The 19138-nt window shown below is 57.7% G+C and carries 16 protein-coding genes; 10 read left to right on the top strand and 6 right to left on the bottom strand.

Annotated elements, in window-relative coordinates; translation table 11 throughout:
- Window positions 1-66: 66 nt before the first annotated feature.
- The 5 genes from LJE94_13295 to LJE94_13275 all read left to right on the top strand — a co-directional run bounded on the left by LJE94_13295 (window position 67) and on the right by LJE94_13275 (window position 6177).
- The gene (locus tag LJE94_13295) at window positions 67-2196 is read left to right on the top strand and encodes an enoyl-CoA hydratase/isomerase family protein (protein MCG6911084.1); all 2130 of its coding nucleotides are present in this window, start codon (window positions 67-69) and stop codon (window positions 2194-2196) included.
- A gap of 53 nt (window positions 2197-2249) precedes the next feature.
- Window positions 2250-3461 carry an acetyl-CoA C-acetyltransferase gene (locus tag LJE94_13290; protein ID MCG6911083.1) on the top strand — a complete coding sequence of 404 codons (1212 nt, stop codon included), beginning with the start codon at window positions 2250-2252 and terminating at the stop codon, window positions 3459-3461.
- A 158-nt stretch (window positions 3462-3619) separates the two neighbouring features.
- Window positions 3620-4402 carry an electron transfer flavoprotein subunit beta/FixA family protein gene (locus tag LJE94_13285; GenBank protein MCG6911082.1) on the top strand — a complete coding sequence of 261 codons (783 nt, stop codon included), beginning with the start codon at window positions 3620-3622 and terminating at the stop codon, window positions 4400-4402.
- Between the two features lie 13 nt (window positions 4403-4415).
- On the top strand, window positions 4416-5390 hold the full coding sequence (locus LJE94_13280; protein ID MCG6911081.1) for an electron transfer flavoprotein subunit alpha/FixB family protein: 975 nt from the start codon (window positions 4416-4418) through the stop codon (window positions 5388-5390).
- 28 nt (window positions 5391-5418) lie between these two features.
- Window positions 5419-6177, top strand: coding sequence for an SDR family oxidoreductase (locus LJE94_13275; protein ID MCG6911080.1), 759 nt, complete (start codon window positions 5419-5421; stop codon window positions 6175-6177).
- Window positions 6178-6282: 105 nt separating this feature from the next.
- Here the strand turns inward: LJE94_13275 and LJE94_13270 are convergent, their stop codons facing one another.
- Both LJE94_13270 and LJE94_13265 read right to left on the bottom strand, forming a co-directional pair.
- Window positions 6283-6771: a PaaI family thioesterase gene (locus LJE94_13270; protein ID MCG6911079.1), complete on the bottom strand. Its 489-nt coding sequence runs from the start codon at window positions 6769-6771 to the stop codon at window positions 6283-6285.
- A gap of 115 nt (window positions 6772-6886) precedes the next feature.
- On the bottom strand, window positions 6887-8464 hold the full coding sequence (locus LJE94_13265; protein MCG6911078.1) for an acetolactate synthase large subunit: 1578 nt from the start codon (window positions 8462-8464) through the stop codon (window positions 6887-6889).
- 424 nt (window positions 8465-8888) lie between these two features.
- Between LJE94_13265 and LJE94_13260 the strand changes: the two genes are divergently transcribed.
- Window positions 8889-9953: a molybdopterin-binding protein gene (locus LJE94_13260; protein MCG6911077.1), complete on the top strand. Its 1065-nt coding sequence runs from the start codon at window positions 8889-8891 to the stop codon at window positions 9951-9953.
- Window positions 9954-10115: 162 nt separating this feature from the next.
- Here the strand turns inward: LJE94_13260 and LJE94_13255 are convergent, their stop codons facing one another.
- Window positions 10116-11033, bottom strand: a complete 918-nt coding sequence (locus LJE94_13255; GenBank protein ID MCG6911076.1) for a hydroxymethylglutaryl-CoA lyase — start codon at window positions 11031-11033, stop codon at window positions 10116-10118.
- Window positions 11034-11223: 190 nt separating this feature from the next.
- Here LJE94_13255 and LJE94_13250 point away from each other — a divergent pair, with 190 nt between their 5' ends.
- The 4 genes from LJE94_13250 to LJE94_13235 are packed head-to-tail and all read left to right on the top strand — an operon-like array spanning window position 11224 to window position 15092.
- On the top strand, window positions 11224-11451 hold the full coding sequence (locus LJE94_13250) for a hypothetical protein (GenBank protein MCG6911075.1): 228 nt from the start codon (window positions 11224-11226) through the stop codon (window positions 11449-11451).
- On the top strand, window positions 11448-13073 hold the full coding sequence (locus tag LJE94_13245; GenBank protein ID MCG6911074.1) for an HlyD family efflux transporter periplasmic adaptor subunit: 1626 nt from the start codon (window positions 11448-11450) through the stop codon (window positions 13071-13073). Before LJE94_13250 ends, LJE94_13245 begins: the two co-directional genes overlap by 4 nt.
- A gap of 19 nt (window positions 13074-13092) precedes the next feature.
- Window positions 13093-13863, top strand: a complete 771-nt coding sequence (locus LJE94_13240) for an ABC transporter ATP-binding protein (GenBank protein MCG6911073.1) — start codon at window positions 13093-13095, stop codon at window positions 13861-13863.
- Between the two features lie 50 nt (window positions 13864-13913).
- Complete coding sequence (locus tag LJE94_13235; protein ID MCG6911072.1) at window positions 13914-15092, top strand: ABC transporter permease; 1179 nt, start codon at window positions 13914-13916, stop codon at window positions 15090-15092.
- 205 nt (window positions 15093-15297) lie between these two features.
- Here LJE94_13235 and LJE94_13230 read toward each other — a convergent pair whose 3' ends face one another.
- From LJE94_13230 to LJE94_13220, 3 genes are all read right to left on the bottom strand, one after another.
- Complete coding sequence (locus LJE94_13230) at window positions 15298-15909, bottom strand: class I SAM-dependent methyltransferase (GenBank protein MCG6911071.1); 612 nt, start codon at window positions 15907-15909, stop codon at window positions 15298-15300.
- A 91-nt stretch (window positions 15910-16000) separates the two neighbouring features.
- Window positions 16001-16897 carry a DMT family transporter gene (locus LJE94_13225; protein ID MCG6911070.1) on the bottom strand — a complete coding sequence of 299 codons (897 nt, stop codon included), beginning with the start codon at window positions 16895-16897 and terminating at the stop codon, window positions 16001-16003.
- Window positions 16898-17067: 170 nt separating this feature from the next.
- Window positions 17068-19119: an acetate--CoA ligase family protein gene (locus LJE94_13220; protein MCG6911069.1), complete on the bottom strand. Its 2052-nt coding sequence runs from the start codon at window positions 19117-19119 to the stop codon at window positions 17068-17070.
- Window positions 19120-19138: the final 19 nt, after the last annotated feature.

The raw sequence follows: 19138 nt of genomic DNA, 5'->3' as shown, positions 1-19138 counted from the left end.
GGGATGAAGGCGTTTTTTTGATTAATTCAGGACCGAACCTGTCGGGCAACAAAAAAAGGAGTGATTATGAAAACCGATTTTAAAACCATTGCCGTGGCGGTCAATGACGGGGTTGCCGTGTTCACCATGGACAACCCACCGGTCAACCAACTTTCCCCACACTTTATGGAGGAACTGGCCCAGGCCTTTTCAGGAGCCTACGAGGACGATGCGATAAAGGCCATTGTGATTACAGGTACCGGCAAGAACTTCATCGCCGGCGCGGACATCACCCAGATTCTGACCGTGAAGAAAAAGGAGGACCTCCTGGGGCTGGGTCTGGAAGGCACGCGTTTTATCAGCAGCATCGAGACCGGACCCAAGCCGGTGGTGGCGGCTATCAACGGCAACTGCCTGGGCGGAGGACTCGAGATCGCCATGGGCTGCCACTACAGGGTTGCGGCGGAAGGCATCAACCTGGGACAGCCTGAAGTGCAGATCGGCCTGATTCCCGGTGGCGGCGGCACCCAGCGGCTGCCGCGCCTGATCGCTCTGCGCTATGCCCTGGAAATGATTACCATGGGCAAGCCCATCAAGGCGGAGAAGGCCCACCGGTGGGGGTTGGTGGATCAGGTTGTGGGTGCGGATAATCTGGTGGAGACGGCCGTGGCCGCCGCGCGCCGTTTTTTGAGCGGAGAATTGAACCGCAAAGCCCGGATGACCCGCAACCAGCACTTTTGGCTGCCCAGTGCCGCCGAGAAAAAGGCCGTGATGGATGTTACCAAGGCCATGACCGCGGCCCAATCCAAGGGGTACATCGCCCCCATGAAGGCGGTGGAGGCCATCGACCGGGGATTGAGCTATGACATCGACACCGATCTGGAACGGGAGGTGGACCTGTTCGCCGATTGCGCGGTGTCGGATGTGGCCAAGAATCTCATCGGCATTTTCCTGAATACGCGTGCCGCCGGGAGGCTGCCGCGGATCAAAGACGTCAAACCCGCGAAGATAAAGAAGGTGGCCATGCTGGGCGGGGGTGTCATGGGTTCGGGCATCGTCAATCTGCTGCTGAAAGGCGGCTATCAGACCACGCTTTGGGACATCAACGACGCAGCCCTCGAAAAAGGGGTGGCCTCGGTGAAAAAAACGTTTGCCTACCCCATCAAGAAAAGGAAGATGAAGCCGCAGGACCTCGACGCCATGTTGGCGAACCAGCTCAGCACGACCACGAATCTGGAGGACCTCAAGGACGTGGACCTGGTCATCGAGGCGGTCCTGGAAAACATGCAGGTCAAGCAGGACATCTGGAAACAGCTCGAGGGCATCTGCCCGCAACACACCGTTTTCGGGACCAACACCTCCGCGCTGCCTATTACGGAGTTGGCGTCGGTTCTTGCCGATCCGGGACGCATGATCGGTCTGCATTTTTTCAATCCGGCCCACCGCATGCAGCTTCTGGAAATCATTTGCGCCGATAAGACGTCGGACGCCACCCTTGCCACCAGCGTCGCCTTTGGCCGGTCCATCAGGAAAGTGCCCATCGTCGTCAACGACGGGCCGGGATTTTATGTCTCCCGGCAGCTTGGCGGGCTGATGGGCGGCAGCGTGTATCTGATTGCCGACGGCGTGGACGGCGCAGCCGTGGAACAGGCCATGTTGAATTTCGGCATGCCCATGGGGCCGGCAACCCTGGCCGACCTCACCGGCATCGACATCAACTACCACGTCAACAAAACCTTCGAAAAAAAACTGGGCGAACGCTACGCCGTTCATCCGTTGACCGAGTTGATCTACCAGATCGGAGACTATGGGCGCAAAACAGGAGCCGGCTACATGGACTACAGTGGTGATGCGCCCGTGCCCAACCCCAGAGTGGTCGACGTGGTTAAAACGTATTATGCGGACAATGGCGTAACCCCCAGGGAGGTGCCGGAGCAGGAGATTGTGGATCTGATGCTGGCCAACGGCATCAACGAGGCGGCCTACATGATGGAAGAGGGCATCTGCGACCGGCCCCAGGACATGGACCTGGCCATGATCTACGGCACGGGGTTTCCGCCCTACCGCGGCGGCATCCTGCGCTATGCCGACAGGTGGGGCCTCGACAAGGTCTATGAAAAGCTCGTGGCGCTGGAAAAAGCCTACGGGGTGCATTTCAAACCCGCCGGCATGATCAAGACGATGGCTGAATCGGGTAAGAAATTTTATAATAATTAAAACCACGTGTCGGACAGTGTCGTGAATCGTAACCAACATTCAGGAGGTACAACATGAAAGAAGTCGTTATTGCGGGATATCTGAGAACCGCCCAATCCAGGTCGAGACCCAACGATCCCGCCCGGGACTGGTTCGGTAAGATGCGGGCGGATGAGCTTTTGGGAAAACTGCTTCCCGAAACCATCAAAAGGACCGGGATCGATGCCAAGGAGATCGACGATTTTATCGTAGGCTGTGCCACCGGCGTCAGCGAGCAGTTTTCCTTTGGCGGCCGTTACCCCATCTTTTTGGCCAACCTGCCGGACACCATTGCGGCCAAAGGGGTCGACCAGCAGTGCGGCTCCGCCATGGCCGGCATTCACATCGGCTTCATGGAGATCGCCATGGATTTTGCCGACGTCGTCATGGTGGGTGGCATGGAGCATATGACCCGTGTCCCCATGGGCGGGGACCTCCTCGACCGGGGTGCCATCAAACCCAACATGAGCCTGTTCATGGCGCCCGAGTATCAGCACTGGGACATGATGACCAGCATGAACATGGGCCTGACGGCCGAAAAGCTGTTTGCTCAGACCGATTTTACCAAGGAAGACATGGACAAGTGGGGAGTTCGCTCCCACGAGCTGGCCGCCAAAGCGCAGGCGGCCGGTTTTTTCAAGGATGAAATTTTGCCTATCGAGGCCGAACAGGCCGATGGATCCGTCATGACCGTCGACACGGACCAGGCCGTCAGGGCGGATACGACGTTAGAGGGCATTTCCCAGTTGCGGCCGGCCTTTAAAAAGGACGGGGTGATCACGGCGGGCATATCTTCACCCTTGAACGCCGCGGCAACCTCCATGATCATGATGTCCAAGGAAACAGCCAAAAAAAAGGGCATCAAGCCGCTGGCCACCATCCGGTCCATCGGCTTTGCCGGTGTGGATCCCACCATCATGGGGCAGGGTCCTGTCCCGGCTTCAAAAAAAGCCTTGGAGAAAGCCGGTTTGAAGGCTTCCGACATCGATTTTTGGGAGATCAACGAGGCTTTCTGCATCGTGGCCCTCAACTGCATCAAGGAACTGGGTATCGATCCGGACAAGGTCAACGTCATGGGCGGCGGAACCGCTATCGGCCATCCCCTGGGGGCCACGGGCGTTCGTCTCACAGGAACGCTGGCGCGCATTCTCAGTGAAAAAGGCGGACGTTACGGTTGTGCCAATGCCTGCTGTGGCGGCGGCCAAGGTGTGGCCACCATCATCGAGCGGGAGGATTACGACTGGTAAAAATAAATTTCTATACATGGGCGTCCGTCAGGGGATATAATTGCTATTTTAATCCATATGCTCCTGCGTACGCTTAAATAAGTGAAATTTATTTTTGGAAACACGTTTGTGCGGGCCGCGGGCTGCCGAGGCCCGCGCAAACGTGACATGTGTTGAGTATGATGAAGATACTTGTTTGTGTAAAGCAGGTGCCCGAATCCGATGCGCCGGTCAGCATCGATGACGCAACCGGCTGGGTCAGCCTCGGGGGCGCGGCAACCTATGCCATGAATCGTTTCGACGAGTGCGCCGTTGAAGAAGCCGTACGTATCAAAGAGGCTTATCCGGATACCGTCATCGACGTCGTTACCGCCGGTCCGGAGCGCGCGGAAGCCGTCGTCAGGAGGGCCATGGGGATGGGGGCCGACAACGGCGCTCACATTCTGACCGCGGCCGACACCTATGTGGATGCTTTCAAAACCGCAGCGGCCATTGCCGCCTATGCCCGAAAACAGCCGTATGATCTGATACTGACCGGCGCCATGTCCGAAGACCTGATGCAGGCTCAGGTGGGCCCTCTCGTTGCCGCCCATCTCGGCATGGCCTGTGTTACCAGCACCATCGCCATCGACCTGTCCGCAGGCACCGACAGGGTGTACGTGGAGCGCGAAGTGGAAGGCGGTTGCAGGGAGGTCGGCGATATAAGGCTGCCGGCACTTCTTACGATCCAGACCGGTATCAACACCCCCCGATACCCTGCCTTGTCGAAATTGCTGCGGGCCAACAGCCGCGAGCTGGAGATCGTGGATCTGGACGTGTTCGACCCTGGAGACTCTCCCCAGGCGTTGGAAGGGGTCGCCCTGCCGGAGAAAACCAGGGATGCCGTTTTCCTGGAGGGAAGCACTGCGCAGAAGGCCGGTCAACTGCTTAACATTTTAAGGGAACGATCGCTGATAACTTGAAACGAGGAAACGGATGAAAGGTCCGATCACCATCATCGTCGAACATGTTCGGGGTGTGGTACGGCCGGCGGCCTACGAACTGGTCACGCTAGCAGGTAAGATGCAGTCCGCCTGCAGGGTCGACATCAGGGCGGTTATTCTGGGGGATGATATCGGCGGATGCGCCGAAAAATTTTCGGCGGACTGCGGCGTGCCGGTGGCTGTGGTATCAGATTCCCGTCTAAGGGATTACAGTGCGGAGCTCTACACCGCCGTTTTGGCCGACGTACTGAAACGCATGGAACCGTCGTTCGTGTGTGTCCCGCATTCATCCCAGGGGGCGGACTTCGCATCCGGATTGGCTTTGCGATTGGGCGCTGCATGCATAACCGGTGTGGAGGGCTATCATGCAGCCGAGGACGGCATGTTGTTTTACCGGCCGATTTTCGGCGGCAAGATCCGGGCCGCCATCCGGCCCAAGGCGGCTACGACCGTGCTGACGCTGCAGCCCGGTTCTTGTCGGCCGCATACAGCTGATGCAGCCGCCGACGCGCAGGTCGACACCCTGGACGTGGCCGTTGCCGATCGGCGGTGGGGGGAGCTTACGACCAGGCCGGCTGAGAAGACGGGGGTCGATCTGACCGAGGCGAAGGTGCTTGTCGCTGCCGGGCGTGGGATCGGAGAAGAGGAAAATCTGGAGCTGGTCCGTCGACTGGCCGAGCAGTTTCCCCAATCGGCAATCTGCGGTTCCCGGCCGATTATCGACGCGGGCTGGATGCCCTACAGCCGGCAGGTGGGGGTGACGGGTGCCACGGTATCACCGGAACTGTATGTGGCCTGCGGTATTTCCGGGGCTGTACAGCACCTTTCAGGCATGCGCGGGGCCGGGTTCGTGGTGTCCGTCAACAGTGATCCCGGTGCCGCCATTTTCAATGCTTCCGACATCTGCATCGTTGAAGATCTGAAGGTGTTCATCCCGCAGTTCATCCAACTGGTCGACGAACAATAAACCCTACAGTTAGGAAAGGGAGGTAATAATGACTACTTTTTCTTTGGAAGGAAAGGTTGCCCTGGTTACCGGCGCCAGCCGTGGCATCGGGGAAGCCGTTGCCCTGTGTTTTGCAGAGCAGGGCGCCGAATGTATTCTGGCCAGCCGCAAAGCGGAGGCGCTCGAAAGGGTCGTTGAAAAAATCGAGGGCCTGGGAGGCAAGGCATGGGCATGTGCCGCCAATATGGGTGATCTGGCGCAGATTTCCGATCTGTTTGCGTTTGCAGAGAAAAAATTCGGCAAACTCGATATCCTGGTCAACAACGCGGCCACAAACCCCTATTTCGGCAATATGTCCGAGGCGCCGGAGTGGGCCTGGGACAAAACCCTGGCCGTCAATCTGAAAGGGCCTTTTTTCGCCATCCAGGAAGCGGCCAAACTGATGGATGCGGCCGGAGGCGGCGCCATCGTGAACGTGGCCTCGATAAACGGTGTCAAGCCCGCACCCCTGCAGGGCATCTATTCCATTACCAAGGCCGGGATCATATCCATGACCAAAGGCTTTGCCAAGGAACTTGCGCCCAGGAGGATCCGTGTCAACGCGCTTTTGCCCGGCCTGACCAAAACCGATTTTTCCAAGGCGCTTTTCGAATCCAAAGAGATTCATCAACACGTGGTCCAGGAAATCCCCATGCAGCGGCATGCCGAACCGCAGGAAATGTCCGGGGCCGTGCTTTACCTGGTGTCGGAAGCGGCTTCCTTTACCACAGGCATTTGCATCACCTGCGATGGGGGCTACCTGGCATGAACCGTGACGGGGAGAGCATCCACCGGAATCGTTGCAGAGCGTTTCAAACCATAAGCCGATCGGGACTGCTACCGACCGAGTGGACCGATGGTTTTATGCGGTGTGTCAGACCTCTACAAATTTGGGCGGCACCCTTTCAGCGGACACATAGTCGACGACATCGCTGATTGTCTGTTTGTTGTTGATCACCATGAGCTTGGATGTTCCGTGGGCCAGCAGTTTTCCGTTTCGGTCGAACATTTGAGCCTCGGTGAGAAATAGCGTCTTACCCGGTTTAACCCTTTTTCCTTTGACAATAACCATCTGATCGAGAACGGGCGCAAGGAAATCGACCTTAAGGTCGATCGAAACCAACCCCTGATCTTCGGAGAGGTCGCAGTAGGCCGACCAATAGGCGGCCGTATCGATGACAGAGGAATAAACACCGCCGTGGAGTGAGCCGAACGGGTTCATGTGCTTTCTGGTAATCTTGGCTACAACTTTCGAACTGCCTAGGCCCAGTTCCGTCACCCGCATTGAAATGTGCTTGAAAAAGGGGCCGTCATTAATGATTTCGATTACCGACTGCAGGTGTGCGGGGTTTAACGTCAGCATGTTGTCCTCATATCTTGACCTGGCAATTAAATAGCCTACCCTGTCATGCTGGACTTGATCCGGTATCCAGTACCTATTACTGGATTCCTGCCTTCGCAGGAATGACGGAATTGAGCTATTTAATCGCCGGAGTAATAAGATTGACCTGGATCAGGTTGGGGCCCGGTTCAGTGAAGGCCCTCTCGAGGGCGGTGACCAGTTCCTCCACGGTGTCGACCGCACGGGCCGGCACGCCCATGCCGCAGCTCATAGACACCCAGTCAAGGTTGGGGCGGCCGAGTTCCATCAGGCGCGCCGAATGACTTCCCGCCATCCGGTTTTCCGCACGTTTGAATTCCGTTTTCAGAATGTTATAGGCCTGATTGGCGCAGATCAGCGTTGTGACATTGAGGCTCTCCCGGGCCTGGGTCCAAAGAGCCTGCAGGGTGTACATGGCGCTCCCGTCGGCCTGAAAAACGATGACCGGTCTGTCGGGACAGGCCAGGGCCGCCCCGATGGAACACGGCAGTCCCATGCCGATGGCGCCCCCGGTCAAGGTCAGCAGGCTGAAAGGGGGGGAGGCGGCGGTGTATTTGTAATAGCCTGCTGCCGAGGTGATGGATTCATCCACGATGATGGCGTTTTCCGGCTGCATGGAGGCCAGAACGATACTGACCTTTTTGGCATTCAGCTTTCCCTGTGGAAACGCCGGTGCGCTTTTTGGGCCCGTGCCTGCGTTTTCCGCAGGCTGGTAACGAAACGGCGGGGCTTCCAGCGCTTCAGCCAAGAGCTGTAAGGCCCTGCCGGCGTTGTCCGGGCGTTTTGCAATGCGTATGACCCGCTGTGCTTCCGTGGTCAGCCGGCTGCGGCCGTTTCTGTAGCCGAAGAAGGCCACGGGCTCCCTGGTGCCGGCCAGGATGATGGTGTCGAAGGCTGCAAGCCGATCGAAGGCATATGCGGGCGCGTAGGGAAGACGGGCCACGGCGGGGAGCCCCCTGCCTCTTTCCATGCGGGCCGGAAAGGTTTCCGACAGCAGGCTGCAGCCGGAAGCCGACGCAATTCGGGACGCTTGCCGAAGGCCGGTTGCATGCAGGCCCGAGCCCCCGAGTATGATGGCGCTTTTGTTGCCTTTCTTTTTCAGCAGCAGGGCCGCTTTTTGGACGGCATCGGCATCGGGCGCTTCCGGATCGGCTTCAGCCGGTACGATCTGCGGAGCGGCAACCGTCGACCATTGGACATCCTGAGGCAGTATCAGGGTGGCGCCCATTCCTTTTCCGGCGGCCGCAAGAGCGTCGGCCGTGTCCTGAGAAAGGGAGTCGGGAGATGCGGCCGTCCTGACCCACCCGGATACGGTGTGGGCGAGAGATTCAATGTCCATGGTGAGCGGCGCATCGGCGCCCCGATGCCAGGAGGCGTGGTCTCCGATAACGTTGAAAACGGGCGTGCCGGCTCGCCGGGCATTGTGCAGGTTGGCCAGGCCGTTGCCGAACCCAGGTCCCAGATGAAAAAGCGTCATGGCCGGTGTTCCCGTCATCCGGCCGTAACCGTCGGCGGCCCCCGAGCAGCATCCCTCGAAAAGCCCCAGGACGGGCCGGATATCGGTAACGGCGTCAAACGCCGCCACAATCGGCATCTCGGTAGTTCCCGGGTTGCTGAAGCAAACGGTTACGCCGGCCCTGGCGGCTGTTTTCAGTAATATTTCAGCCCCATTCATCACGTTTCCCCTTTTCATGGTAGAAGATTACGTCGTTTGTCGTACCCGTTATCAATCGCTATAGTGCATATAGAGCCAATTTTAAAGGATGATTTCAATTAACACTTGAAATTCAGGCAGATTAGTGGAAAGTACACTCAGGTGATCACAAGGGTGGACCGGACCGATCGGATCTTTTAGCGGTCAAGTGCAATGGGTTGCTTTTTTTTTGCCCCCAGTTATGTTAAGCCTAACATAACTGGGGGGCGAACCACATGGCCGTCACCCTTGGAAGTCACCGGGGACGATATCCGGAGCATGGCACCAGAGTGATCGTATTAAACATAACAACAAGCTATTATAATCGCCATGTTGTCCATGCAACCTTGAAATTAGGGAAAGGGCAATAGGCGCCATCGACGCCGAAACAGGGGAGACTTTCAGCATGCAGCTTGAAAATAAGGATTTACCAGAATTCGTTTCCAGGAAAATCAAGGTCGAGGACGCGGTTGGAACGACCCTGGCCCATGATATTACCGAGATAAGGCCCGGCGAGTACAAGGGTCCTTCCTTTCGCAAGGGGCACAGGGTCGAGCAGGGTGATCTATGCCGGCTGATGCGCTTGGGAAAGCGCCATCTTTATATCCTCGATTTGAGCGACGAACAGGTGCATGAAGACCAGGCGGTTTTGGAACTGGCCGGCGCCCTTGCCGGACCCGGGGCGATCTTCGGTCATCAGCCCAGGGAGGGCAAATTGGAGCTCAAGGCGGCTTATGACGGCCTGCTGAAGGTAAAGGTCGAGGCCCTGGTGGAATTCAATATGCTGACGGATGTCATGTGCGCCTCCCTTCACAACAATTCACCGGTTTCGAGGGGCCAGACGCTGGCCGGTACGCGCGCCATACCACTGGTTATTAAAAGGGAGTCCCTGGACCAGGCCCTGGCGATAGCGCGCGGGAGCTATCCATTGATTTCGGTGCAAAGTTTCATGAAGGTACGGGCCGGGTTGGTCATTACCGGCAGCGAGGTATATGACGGATTGATCGAAGACAGGTTCGAAGCGATCGTCGAAAAAAAGCTGGCCTCCTACGGCTCGACACTGGCGGACGTCGCCATCCTGCCGGACGATGGTGAACGCATTGCCGCCACGGTCAGGGATTACCTCGACAGTGGACTGGACATGATCATCACCACCGGTGGCATGTCCGTGGACCCGGACGATGTCACCCGGTATGGCATCAGGCAGGCCGGTGTCGAGGCGTTCTACTACGGCAGCGGCGTGCTGCCCGGTGCCATGTTCCAACTGGCCTACAGGGAAGACGTTCCCATCGTCGGCATTCCGGCCTGCGCCCTCTACCATGAGGCCACCATTTTCGACCTCGTGTTGCCCCGTCTGCTGGCCGGAGAAAGGCTGGGCAGGCGGGACCTGGCCGCCCTGTCCCACGGCGGCATGTGCCTCAACTGTCCCACCTGCCGTTTTCCCAAGTGCACTTTCGGCAAAGCCGGTTGATATTGCGTTGCCAGATAAACGATGAAAAGTTGGTGGTGCGTACGGATATCGCCGTCGGGAAGGATGACAACCGGGGGTTTTATCTCAAGTCCGGCCAGCCGTTTTGGCCTATTTGATTCCAGCGTTTAAAACCTGGTCCTCTGGGCCAGAATTCTTTACTATTTACAAGATGTTAATGTCGTCACGATCGAGAACATGGTGCATTTTACCGGCAAACCGCTTGCCGATGCTGCCCTCGAGTTCCCGGCTCACCGCGGCCAGTCGATAGGGATCGATTCCGGTTGCGATACCCATTTGCCCCAGCATGAAAACCAAGTCCTCGGTGGCGACGTTGCCGGAAGCGCCCTTGATAAAGGGGCATCCGCCCATACCGCCGAATGCGGTCTCGAAATGAGCAATGCCCGCGGACATGGCGGCGAGCGCATTGGCCAGCCCTTTGCCCTCGGTGTCGTGCAGGTGGAGGTACACGGGAACGCCACCGGCCTGTTCGGCCACCCTGCCTGAAATTTCCTGGATGCTGATCGGATTGGCCATGCCGGTGGAATCGGCCAGCGCGATTTCGTCAACACCCAGGTCGAGCTGTTCCTTGGCCATGTCCAGGACGACGTTTTGGTCGATTCTGCCCTCGAAGCGGCAACCGAAAACACATTGCAGCCCACCACGGATAATCAATCCTCTTTCCTTGCCCAGGCGGACCATTTCCGCCATCCGTTTGCGGGCCTCCGGCAGGGAGGCATTGGCGTTCCTGCGGCTGTGGGTATCGCTGGTGGAGATGGAGGCGCCAATGTGTTTGAGGCCTGCTTCGGCAGCCCTCCGCACCCCCTTTGCATTCAGCACCAGGGCGCTGTAAACCACGTCCCTGCTATGATCCAATCGCTTGCATACCTCCTCCGCATCGGCCATCTGAGGCACGAGCGTGGGGTTTACAAAGGCGGTAACCTGGATCTTTTTTACACCAGCCTTGGCGACGGCATCGATCAGTTCGAGTTTCTTCTCAGTGGGTATGATAACCTTTTCGGGCTGCAGACCGTCACGCAGTCCCTGTTCCTCTATAACGACAAATTCCGGATAAGGTGTCATTTGTTTTTTTCTCCGTCTCTATACCGGTTGTCATATATGGGCAACTTAGTTTCGGAACGGTATGTTGTCAAACGCTATCAATTGAAGCGGTTGATTTTTCGGCGGCGGGTATTTTTCTCGATGCCCAGCTCCCTGCGGGGAGTGCCATGAGAAAGCCGCAACATCCGTCAAGAGCAGCCTGCATGTCACCTTGAGGCCAATTAAATCGGCTATTGAGAGACGCATCGGGCCGGGCGAAACGGCGGTGCACAAATACACCGGTGCCGACGATGACTATGAAGCGGATGTGCACTATGCCGATGAAACCATGCAATTAAATGGCGGCGGCGCCATAATTAATCTTGCTGAAGCAATAGATTATGTCTATCTTTTGAGCCTGGTTGGGGTTGAAGCTTGGGTTGTGAAGAGGAAAAGATGAAAAAAGTTTATTTCCTATTGCTGATTGCCTGCGCCGGTACGGCTTTACTCTATTGGAAAAGCGACTGGATGACTTTTTCCAAGAAGAAACAGGCGCGCTATCGTACGGTGGTCGTTGAGAAGAGAGATATGATCAACAGTGTGTCGGCCATCGGCGCGCTGAGTGCCGTGATTACCGTCGAGGTGGGGACGGAGGTCTCCGGGCAGATCAAAGACCTCTTGGTGGATTTCAATTCGCCGGTGCACGCCGGACAAATTATCGCCAGAATCGATCCGAGAAGCTATCAAACGCTGCTCCGCCAGGCTGAGGCGGAATTGGCCATCTCCAAAGCGCGGCTGGAAACCAAAAAAGTGGAAATTATCCGCTACCAGGCTGAAATCGAAAATGCCGAGGCCAATCTTGCGGCCGCCCGGGCGCAGGCCAAAAAAGCGCAGGCATCTTATGACAATGCCCAGCAAAATTTCGATCGCCAAAAGGCGCTTTCGCAACGGGGGCTTGTTGCTAAAAATGATTTTGACAGAGTCGTTACGAGCCTGAATGAGGCCGCTGCCCAAGTGGAACAGTATCGCGCTCAAGTACGGGCGGCCGGAAGTCGCGTGGCTTCCGCGAAGGCCGACGAAGCCATTGCCCGCGCCTCCATCAGGGAGGTCGAAGCCCAGATACAGCTGGGGATGGCGGCCCTGGACAAGCGACGCATTGACCTGGATAACACCATCATCCGCTCGCCGGTGAACGGGGTGGTTATCGACCGGCGCGTGGATGTGGGGCAGACCGTCGCCGCCAGCCTCCAGGCGCCCACCTTGTTTACCATTGCCCAGGACCTGAGAAAGATGCAGGTGTCCACCTACGTGGATGAAGCCGATATCGGCCGGATCAGACCCGAACAAACGGCTCGTTTTACGGTGGATGCCTACGGGGCACGCCGCTATGTCGGCAGCGTGACGCAAATCCGAAAAATGGGTAAAAGCCTCCAAAACGTGGTGACCTACGAAGTAATCATATCGGCCGACAACCCGGATCTAACCCTTATGCCGGGGATGACGGCCGACGTGGAGATCATTCTTGTCAGAAAGCCCGGTGTGCTGGCCGTGGCCAATGCCGCCCTGCGCTTTACCCCGCAGGCTACAAACGGCGCTACGGGTGATTCCCCTGTCGCTACAGAGGGGTCCAGCCTGACGCCCGGGGGAGCAATTGCACGGGGCGGCGAATCCGGGGGGCAGGCCAATTTTGAAGAAAGGATCCGGCGCTATACCGAACGGCTGAACCTTTCAACTGCTCAAGCCGACCAGTTGAGGGAGAAACTGCAACAGATCAGGCAAAAAACGCGCTCCGCCTATTTGTCTCTCGGCCAAACCTCCCCAAGGGCTGCGTCAGGGTTGAGAGAAAAGGCCCGCAAAGAAGCCCGGGCGGCTATTCTGGGCATTTTGAATGCAGACCAACGGGAATTGTTTGAAGCGCTCATCGCCGAAAACCGCTCCCGGCAGGGGACCCTGTGGCACCTGACCGACGACGGTCTTCTGGCGCCTGTCCGCGTGAATCTGGGCGTCAGCGATGCAACCCACACGGAAGTATCCGGTGACCGGGTCCGGGAAGGGCTGGTCGTGGTTACCGGGATGGAATGATGCCTCTGGAGCCTATCCGATGACCGTCGATCTCATTGAAACCATCGATCTCAAAAAAGACTACCGGATGGGCAGCCAGGTCGTGCCGGCCCTGCGTGGCATTAGCATGAAAGTGCAGCAAGGTGAATTTCTGGCCGTCATGGGGCCGTCCGGGTCCGGCAAATCCACCTTTATGAACCTCATGGGATGCCTGGATACGCCCACGGGGGGAAAATATCTGCTTGAAAACGAAGACATCTCCGCCCTCACCCCAGACGAACGTGCCGACATTCGCAACGGACGCATCGGATTTGTGTTTCAGAGCTTCAACTTGTTGGCCCGTGCCAGTGCCCTTGAAAACGTGGCTTTGCCGCTGCGCTACAACGGGTCTCCCAGGCGTCTGCGGCTGCAGCGCGCCGAAGAGGTCCTCGCCATGGTTGGATTGGCCGAGCGATTGGATCACCTGCCTTCACAGCTTTCGGGCGGCCAGCAGCAGCGGGTGGCCATCGCCCGCGCCCTGGTTTGCCGCCCTGTCATTATTCTTGCGGACGAGCCCACCGGGGCCCTGGACACCAAAACCGGCGTCGAAGTCATGTCGATTTTCCAGGATCTAAACAGCCAGGGGATGACCATCATTGTCGTGACACATGAACTGGAAATCGCTGCATTCGCCAGGCGGCGACTGCTTTTCAGGGACGGTCGCATCCTAACCGACAGAGCCAACCAGCAAGTGGTTCAGGCAAAAGCGGTGCTGAATGACTTAAAGAAAGAATCCCGCTACAATCGGGAGGACGGGGAGGCCCTCGCTTGAACGCCATCGACCCCCTGATAGATTCCCTCCATTCCCTGAGAAGCAATAAAATGCGGAGTGTGCTCACGACCCTGGGCATCATCATCGGCGTGGGGGCTGTCATCATCATGGTATCCGTGGGTAACGGCGCAAAAGCCCAGATCAACGCCATGATCGACAAGCTGGGCGCCAACGTTATGATGGTGATGCCCGGCAGACATTTTGGCCGTGGCGCGGTGGGGGATGCCGGGTCGCTGCCCACGCTCACCGAAGACGATGCCCTTGCCATTAAAAATGAAGTGCCCACGGTCCGGCTGGTTGCACCGGTGGTCCGGGGAAACGCCCAGGTCATTGTCGGCAACCTGAACTGGTCCACAACGGTATATGGCATAACCAACGAATATCTAGGTGCCAGAGATTGGGGGCTGTCGCGGGGAAGGCTCTTTGAAGCCGGGGAGATGAAGGCTTCGTCCAAGGTTGTCATGCTCGGTGAAACCGTGGCTGAAAATCTCTTCCCCGGCCAGGATCCTGTGGGATTGTCAATGCGGATCAACAGGGTCCCCTTCACCGTCATAGCGGTTCTGGAAGTCAAGGGACAATCGGGGTTCGGAGGAGACCAGGACGATGTGGTGCTGATCCCCATTTCTACAGCCAAAAAAAGGGTGCTGGGAGGCCGCCGTTTGTCAGGCAATCTGGTCAGTCATATTTTCATCAAAGCCAAAAGCGCCGATGTGGTGAGCCGGACCGAGGAGCTGATAACGGCTTTGCTACGCCAGCGCCACCGTATTACGCCCAATCAAGACGACGATTTCAGGGTCCGCAATATGGCTGAGTTCCTCAATGCCAGGGCCGATTCCTCCAGAGCCATGGGAATGCTCTTGATGGCGGTCGCCTCCATTTCGCTCATCGTCGGCGGCATCGGGATTATGAATATCATGCTGGTGTCCGTCACCGAGCGCACCAAGGAAATCGGTCTTCATATGGCCGTAGGCGCCAAGGGGAAAGATATCATGAGCCAGTTTCTGATCGAATCGATTGTGCTTTCCCTGATCGGCGGTGTTCTTGGTGTGGTTCTCGGTGTCGGCGGTTCCCTGGCCATGTCCGCTTTCAGTCAATGGCAGGCGATAATCGATCCGCTGTCGGTAATCCTTGCTTTCAGCTTCTCGGCGGCTGTCGGTATTTTTTTCGGAATATATCCAGCCCACAAAGCGTCCCTGCTGGATCCGATTGAAGCGTTGAGGCATGAGTGATTTCGGGATATACCTATTGCCATAAGTATGTTCCGGTTGAAATTCGAAATAGAGGCTGTCCCTGATATTTTGAGCACTCCCCGCAGCAAGCGTAAGGGGAATCTTCACCGTAAGGAATTCTATCAATTATGATTCGTTCGCTTACCCTGCAGCAAGCTGCAGGGAATGCCCTCGCTATCTCGGTTCAAGGCGGCATATCGAAAGGTTATATTTTTTGCAGCAGGTCGACAACGACACTGCGGTATCCGTGATAACGTGCCTGTATCGGCATGAAACGTTCAGGGTCCACCAGCCGTTGCAACCCGCCTTTGCGGCGGAAGGCGCGGAAGTTTGAAAAGTGGCGTCTGCCGGCCATGAATTCGATGCCGTGGATAACCGTCTGGGCTACGGCGCCGGCGCTGTCTGCCAGGGCGTAGTCCACAATCAGAAGCATGCCGGCAGGTTTTAATATGCGATGAATTTCCTGCAGAATCCGCCCGGCACTTTCCCACTCGGTTTCGTGCAGGGCGAACGACACCATGGCCAGGTCGAAGCTCTGGTCCCGGAAGGCCATGGCCGTGGCATCCTGAGCCAGGCATTTGACCGGCGTTTTGCCCCCGCCGGCGACCTTTAGCATCGCTTTTGAGAGGTCTATCCCAAGCGCCTCGATGCCCTCCTGCTGCAGAAGGCGCAGTTGATCGCCGGTGCCGCAGCAGACGTCCAGAATGCGTTTGGGCTTCAGCCGCTGAACGGTCCCGAGCACATCCCGTCGGATACCGCGCATGAAGGGGTAGAGTATCCAGTCGTATAAGGGTGCGAACAGGCTGTATTCGTTCATCGGAATTTAAAAAAATCAGTTGTGTGTTACAAGCCCTGCGAGACGTGGAAGCCATCGCCTCGCGTTTTTTTCGGCCTGCCATTTGAAATGGCTATTGGCTTTCTTTTGCGGCCGATTTGCGGTAGTTCAGCAGCAGGCCGCTGCCGAAAATCAATATCCCTCCCATCCAGAACTTCAGCGTCGCCGGGTCGTTCAGAAAGATGATGCCCACAATGGCGGTAAAGATGACTTCAGTGGACATGAACACACCGCCCTCCCAGCCGGTGCAGTAGAAAAAGCCCTGATTCATCAGGAGCTGGGCGGATACCGAGGCCAGGATGATGCCCAGGACCATAAGCGCCTCCACGATGCTCACGGGAAATATGGGGTCGGCGATGAATCCGGGAAAGGTTACCAGGCTGCCCATGGTGCAAAAATAGAGGTAGATGATAACCGGCCCGTTGCTTTTGCGCAGGCTGCGGATGAGCGTCACCGTCAATCCCGCGAAAATGCTGCCTATGACCGCAAAGCCTTGTCCGACAGCGTTGCCTCCCAGTCGAAAGTCGAACAGGACGGCAACACCGATCACCATCCCGGCGATGCAGATGATGCCCGCCGCACCGATGCGTTCCCGGTAGATCAGGTAGGCAAAAATGGCCGAGAAAGCCGGATAGGCGTAAAAGATTACCATGGCCGTGGAAAGGGGCAGCAGCCGGATAGCGGTGATCAGGCAGATAAAGGCGATGGAGCCCACACACCCGCGCATGATCAACAGACGGGTATTGTTGCCCCTGTATGGGTTGCCCCTGAAGCCGAAAATGGAGATCAGGACGATCACGCCGCCGAAAAAGCGGAAAAAGCCGATATGCCAGACCGTGTATTCGGGGCGCAGCGTCTTGATCAGAATATTGAGCAGGGTAAACACCAGCGCGGCACCCAGCATGAGGGCCGGGCCGGCCAGCGTTGAGTCAAGCTGAAAAAGCGATTTTTTGTGCAATGTGATACCCATGGCAAATGAGTCTTTCGATAGCAGGAAACGATCTTCCCATAACGCCGGGAATTTTTAACACGTAAGCACGACAACAGGAAAGCACGAAAGGAACCTGCTCCCGTTTTTTCAATTTCGTGTTTTCCTGACGGGCAGTTGACAAGTGCCAATATTTGACCATGTCGTTCCGGTCAATCTGCCAGTATGATGGTTGCATCGACGGTAACGGGTTTTCCCTCGACAACGATGAACGGGTTGATATCGATTTCGCTGATACGGGGATTGTCCATCCCCAGGTCGCCGAGACGCACCAGGATCCGGGCAAAGGCATTTTTGTCGAGCGCCGGATTGCCGCGGAATCCGTCGAGCAGTTTCTGGTTTTTCAGCCTGCCGATAAGCGCCAGGGCGTCTTCCACGGTAAGGGGTGCGACGGCAAATGCCGTGTCGTTCAACACTTCGGCCATGACACCGCCGAACCCGCACATGACACAGGGGCCGAACTGGGGGTCGCGCAGCAGGCCGGCGATCAGCTCGAGTTCCCCCGCCACCTGCCGCTGTACCAAAATGTTGCCTTCATCGCCCAGCGCCGCTTGCAGGGACAGAAACGCTTTCTGAACGGCGTCGGCGCTGCCGATGCCGAGGCGGACAAGGTTCTCTTCGGTCTTGTGCACCCTTCCCCGGGCCAGCCCTTTCATGACGACGGGATAGCCCAGCGCTTCACTGCAGGCAGTCGCCTCTTCGGCGGTGGCGACAAGGTGTTCATTCACGGTGGGAACGCCGACGCTTGAAAGTATTTTCTTGGCGTCATATTCGTTCATAACGACGTCGGGAACGCTGGTAAACAGGCCGGATGAAGGCGGCGCATCGATTCGATCCGGAGGGTCCGCGCTTTCGAGAAGGGCGGCTGCACCCCGGTACTGGAAATAGACAGCCATGCATTCCGACGTCCGCCGGATTTCTCGAAAAACCGGTATGCCCAGGCTCTGGACGTACGCCTGGAAATCATGGGCCCTGTCGCGGTGGCCCAGAAGCCAGCAGAAGATCGGTTTTCCTTCCGCCGCGGCGAGCTTGGCCGCGGGTGCCAGGTCCACCGCATTGCCTTCCGTGCTGATAAAGACGTGGTAGAGCACGGCATCGACATTGGGGTCTTTGAGGACGGCTTCAAAGGCGGTGAGGAAGGCTTTGTCGTATCCGTTCTTTTCAACGGCCGGCCACAGATCGACCGGATTGGCCGGCGGCATCCAGTCCGGGAACACGGTCGCGAGGTCCTGGATGGTGTCCCGGGACAGGTCGGCTATTTCAAGACCGGACGCATCGATGAAGTCGGCTGAAACGATGCCGGCTCCGCCGCTGTAGGTGAGTACGGCGATCCGTCCCTGGGTCGCCGCCGATCGGGGGCGGTCCATGGCGAGGGTGCGGCAGAAGTCCAGCATCTGTTTGAAGTCGTCGGCTTCGACAACGCCCGCCTGGGCCAGGGCGCCGCTGACCACGGCGCCGTCTCCGGCCAGGCTGGCGGTGTGGCTCATGGCGGCCGCGGCGCCTTTGGCGCTTTTGCCGCCTTTCAGCACCACAACGGGCTTGGGACTCCTGCGGCAGGCCTGAAGAAAGCGGCGACCGTCGGCAATCGATTCCAGGTAGGTGCCGATGACGTCGGTTTCCGGATCGTCTATCAGGTACTCCAAAATATCGCACTCGTGCACGTCGGCCTTGTTGCCGATGGAACAGGCCTTGCTGATACCCATGGTGCCGTGGGTGACCGTGTCGATGAGGAAGCCGGCGGATAGCAGGCCGCTTTGCACGATCAGAGAGACCCTGCCGGGCAACAGCCCGTTTTCCCAGATACTCGAAAGGGCGAAGGAAAAGACATGGCGCTTGACGGCATCGACGATTCCCATGCAGTTGGGGCCCCAGATGCGGATGCCGTACTGCTCTTTGATGCGCAGCAGCTCTTCCTGCCGGGCCCGGCCATCCGCACCGGTTTCCGCAAATCCGGCGGACTGGACCATCACCCTTTCAATGCCCTTTTGGGCGCAGGCGCTGACGGCCTGGACCGCCGCTGCAGCCGGGACGAAGACGATGGCCAGGTCCACCGGGCCCGGGATGGCGTCGACGGCAGGATAACAGGTGATCCCGCCGATCTCTTCATAGCGGGGGTTGACGGGGTAGATGTCGCCGTTAAAGCCGGTGGAAAGATTCTGCAGAAGGCGATAGCCTCCCTTGAGTTTGTTGGCTGTGGCCCCGATCAGGGCGATGCTTCCGGGG

It is taken from the genome of Deltaproteobacteria bacterium (assembly GCA_022340465.1).
Lineage (GTDB): Bacteria > Desulfobacterota > Desulfobacteria > Desulfobacterales > B30-G6 > JAJDNW01.
The sequence above is the reverse complement of the archived record's forward strand: the minus strand, read 5'-3'. Positions and strand labels throughout refer to the sequence as shown.